The organism is Methyloceanibacter sp., assembly GCF_051306395.1.
GTDB lineage: Bacteria > Pseudomonadota > Alphaproteobacteria > Rhizobiales > Methyloligellaceae > Methyloceanibacter.
In genome coordinates, this window is the sequence record NZ_JBPPND010000196.1 from 1 (window position 1) to 3,702 (window position 3,702).

Sequence of the window (3,702 nt, forward strand, 5' to 3'; positions counted from 1 at the left end):
TGCTCGCTGATGACGCGGTTCAAATGGACGTAGATGAAGTTCAACCCCGGGGTGGTGCCCCAGTGGCCCAACAGCCGTGGCTTTACGTGCTCAATCTTCAAGGGAATTTTGAGCAACGGGTTATCGTACAGGTAGATCTGCCCGACCGAGAGATAGTTGGTTGCACGCCAATAGGCGTCCATCTTCTGGATGAGGTCAGACGAAAGCGGATTGTTCATGGGCCTACTCCTCGAGGTGGGCGTGCAGGCGGGGTTTCGGTGCCGGCGAGCATTCGGAAAACCGCCTTTGCGATGATCACATCTTCGTCCGTGCGAATGACGCGAACCTGGACATGGCCATGATCGGCGGAAATGACCGGCTCGCCGGTAGCGTTCCGGATTTCTTCAAGGTGAACGCCAAGAAACCCGAGCCCTTCACAAATGCGCGCGCGGATCGCGGGTGCGTTCTCGCCGATGCCACCCGAAAAGACGAGCGCGTCCAGCCCGCCGAGCGCAGCGGCAAAGGCGCCGATCCACTTCTTAACCTGATAGCAGAACAGCGCGACGGCTTCGGCAGCCCGAATATCGCTCGCTTCGCGACCTAGCAAATCTCGTAGGTCAGAGCTCGTTTCCGAAACGCCTAGCAACCCCGACTCGTGGTTGATCATTTTGTTGAACTGCTGCGCGGATATGTCCTCGGTTTGCGCAAGGTACCAGCCCAGCCCAGGATCCAGATCGCCGGACCGAGTGCTCATCGGCACGCCTGCCGCTGGTGTGAAGCCCATGCTGGTGTCAATGCACTTGCCGCCGCGGACCGCTGCGAGGCTCGCTCCATTTCCGAGATGGCATAGGATCACCCGCCCTTTCGCAGCCTCAACGCCGGACACGCGCGCGAGCTCTTCCATGAGAAACTCATAGGACAGACCGTGAAAGCCGTAGCGTTCGACCCCCTTCGTCGTGAAGCGGCGCGGAATGGGAAGGATTCGGGCGACCCGCGGCATATCCCGGTGAAACGCCGTATCGAAACACGCCACCTGCGGCAGGCCCGGCATTCGCTCGCTGACCATATCAATGAGATCGATCTCGGAAGGCAGATGCTCCGGGGCATAGGGGCTAATGCGCCGCATCTCGTCCAGCAGGTCCCTCGTGACGCGATGCGGCTCGCGGTAGTTGGCGCCGCCGTTGACGACCCGATGGCCCACCGCCGTGATCGATGCGAGACCGATCTGATCGTCGAGCCAGTCGAGCAGGAAATTTGCCGCCGAACGATGATCGAGCTCACCGATGCTGCGATCATCCCGCCGCTTCCGGGCGGGGTCAGCAAAAGCGAAATGGGTTCCAAGCAAGCCGATGCGGTCGATCTTGCCGTGCAGCCCCTTCTGGGGCTGGGCGCCCATCTGATACAATGCGAACTTGATGCTCGATGAGCCGCCATTGACCGTCAAGATGCACGCTTCAGATGGCATCGACCTGACTCCTTCCGGAGAATTGCGCGCTTATCTGACCTCGTCAGACGACGGGCGGTGCGGGTCCGGGCGTGAAATGCTGGCAGCGTGATGCCGAAGGTGATCATGACCAGAAACAAACAGAAGAAGAGCACCAGGAGATATTCTCTTCATGTCATGCATCCGCCGGTGCCTCTGGCGACATGGTCAGAATGTCGCTGACGATGGCCTGTGCTTCCGCCAGGATGCGGTGCAGATGATCCGCTCCACGAAAACTTTCAGCATATATTTTGTAAATATCTTCGGTGCCAGACGGACGCGCCGCAAACCATCCACTCGCGGCAACCACCTTCAGACCGCCGATGGGCTCACCGTTGCCGGGAGCTTGGGTGAGAATGCTCTGGATTTTTTCGCCAGCCAGCTCTGCGGACAGTACTTGCTGTGGCGAGAGCTGCGCCAGCATTTGCTTTTGCTCCGGCGTAGCCGGCGCTTCAACACGGTCATAAACAGGCTCGCCGAACTCGCGCGCAAGTTCGCGGTAAATTTCGCCGGGATCGCGGCCCATGCACGCGGTAATCTCCGCCGATAGCAAAGCCGGGACAATGCCGTCTTTATCTGTCGTCCAGACACTGCCATCCAAACGGATAAATGATGCGCCCGCACTCTCTTCCCCGCCAAAACCAAGCGAGCCGTCGAGCAAACCATCCACAAACCACTTGAAGCCGACCGGCACCTCGTAGAGCTTCCGGCCGAGTTGTGCCGTGACGCGATCGATCATCTGGCTGCTTACGACCGTCTTGCCAACCGCCGCATCCCTACTCCACTTCAAGCGATGCTGGAAGAGGTAGGAAATGGCGACCGAGAGGTAATGGTTGGGCGGCAGCAACCCCGCGTTCCTGGTGACGATCCCATGCCGATCATGGTCAGTGTCACAGGCGAATGCGATGTCGAAGCGATCCTTGAGGTCGATCAAGCTCTGCATTGCGTAGGACGAGGACGGATCCATGCGAATCTGACCGTCCCAATCGACCGTCATGAACCGGAAGGTCGGATCAGCGACTTCGTTCAGAACCGTTAGATTAAGACAATAGCGCTCAGCAATCGGCCCCCAATAGTGAACTCCGGCGCCACCAAGCGGATCCACGCCCATACTGATGTTAGCGCCGCGAATCGCATCCATATCGAGCACGCTGCCGAGATCGCTTACGTAAGCGTTTAGATAGTCATGCCGATGCGTTGTGGACGCGCGCAGAGCCTGCTCGTAACCGATTCTTTTTACGCCCTGGAGGCCTCTTTCCAGAAACGCATTGGCCCTGGCTTCGATCCATCCCGTGACGTCGCTATTCGCCGGCCCGCCGTTTGGCGGGTTGTACTTAAAGCCGCCGTTGTCGGGCGGGTTGTGCGAAGGCGTGATGACGATGCCGTCCGCCAGCCCCGTATCGCGACCGCTGTTGTAACCGAGTATTGCGTGTGAAATCACAGGAGTGGGCGTGTAATCGTCCTTGTCCGCCAGCATGACGTCTACACCGTTGGCGGCCAGCACTTCGAGTGCGCTGGCCCGAGCCGGAACAGACAGCGCGTGCGTATCAATGCCGAGGAACAGCGGGCCGCCTATACACTTCCGCATGCGGTAATCACAAATTGCCTGACTGATGGCCAGAACATGGCTTTCGTTGAATGTGTTTTCAAAGGGGGACCCACGATGGCCCGAGGTGCCGAACGCAACCCGCTGCGCCTGCACTGATGAATCAGGCACGTCAGTGTAAAAGGCCGTAAGGAGCTTGGGCACGTCGACTAGCATTGCCGGCGTGGCCGGCTTACCCGCCAGGGGGCTCACTCTCATAGGCGCATCGTTTGCGCTGCTCATTCTGACCTGTAACGTTTGCGAGTAGCAGTTGGAGATTGAAGTGGCGACAAGGCAGTGTCAAACTAATGCGAACCAGACAGCGAAGTGCGCGAAGCGGATTGCGTCAGGCTGCCAGTTGACGCCATTCGGCCAACGCGGCGGAGCGGTGCTGCTTGAAGATGTCGCGTCGGCTGAGGTGGCGATCGTGGTTGAAGTGATTGTGGATCGAGGCGTGGACGGCGGCGAATTTCTGCAGGGTCTTGACGTCCCGGAATTTCGCCATTGCCTCTTCCCGTCGTCTGAACGGCTGGTGTGAATTTTCCGCCCGGTTGTTGAGCCAACGACCGCAGGTCTGGTCGGCCGCATTGCCGATCACATTCATCGCTGCGCGGTATGACCGAAGCCTGTCCGTGACGATCGAAGCCGGCCGACC

The 3,702-nt window shown here is 59.2% G+C and carries 4 protein-coding genes; all 4 read right to left on the reverse strand.

Annotation, left to right across the window (positions count from 1 at the left end; all coding sequences use genetic code 11):
• A partial coding sequence (locus ACSLE4_RS10215) for a hypothetical protein (RefSeq protein WP_435904350.1) occupies nucleotides 1–218 on the reverse strand: 218 nt, incomplete at its 3' end.
• Entirely contained in the window at nucleotides 215–1,444 is a 1,230-nt protein-coding gene (locus tag ACSLE4_RS10220) for an acetate/propionate family kinase (protein ID WP_435904351.1), read from the reverse strand. The genes ACSLE4_RS10220 and ACSLE4_RS10215, both read right to left, overlap by 4 nt.
• A gap of 154 nt (nucleotides 1,445–1,598) precedes the next feature.
• Nucleotides 1,599–3,266: a phosphoglucomutase (alpha-D-glucose-1,6-bisphosphate-dependent) gene (gene pgm / locus ACSLE4_RS10225; protein ID WP_435904352.1), complete on the reverse strand. Its 1,668-nt coding sequence runs from the start codon at nucleotides 3,264–3,266 to the stop codon at nucleotides 1,599–1,601.
• Between the two features lie 127 nt (nucleotides 3,267–3,393).
• Nucleotides 3,394–3,702: DDE-type integrase/transposase/recombinase (locus tag ACSLE4_RS10230; protein ID WP_435904353.1), on the reverse strand; the 309-nt coding region annotated here is incomplete at its 5' end.

What these genes read in the sequence shown, in the direction of transcription:
- pgm (WP_435904352.1), bottom strand. Translation starts at nt 3,266, where the DNA reads ATGAGAGTGAGCCCCCTGGCGGGTAAGCCGGCCACGCCGGCAATGCTA.
- ACSLE4_RS10220 (WP_435904351.1), bottom strand. Translation starts at nt 1,444, where the DNA reads ATGCCATCTGAAGCGTGCATCTTGACGGTCAATGGCGGCTCATCGAGC.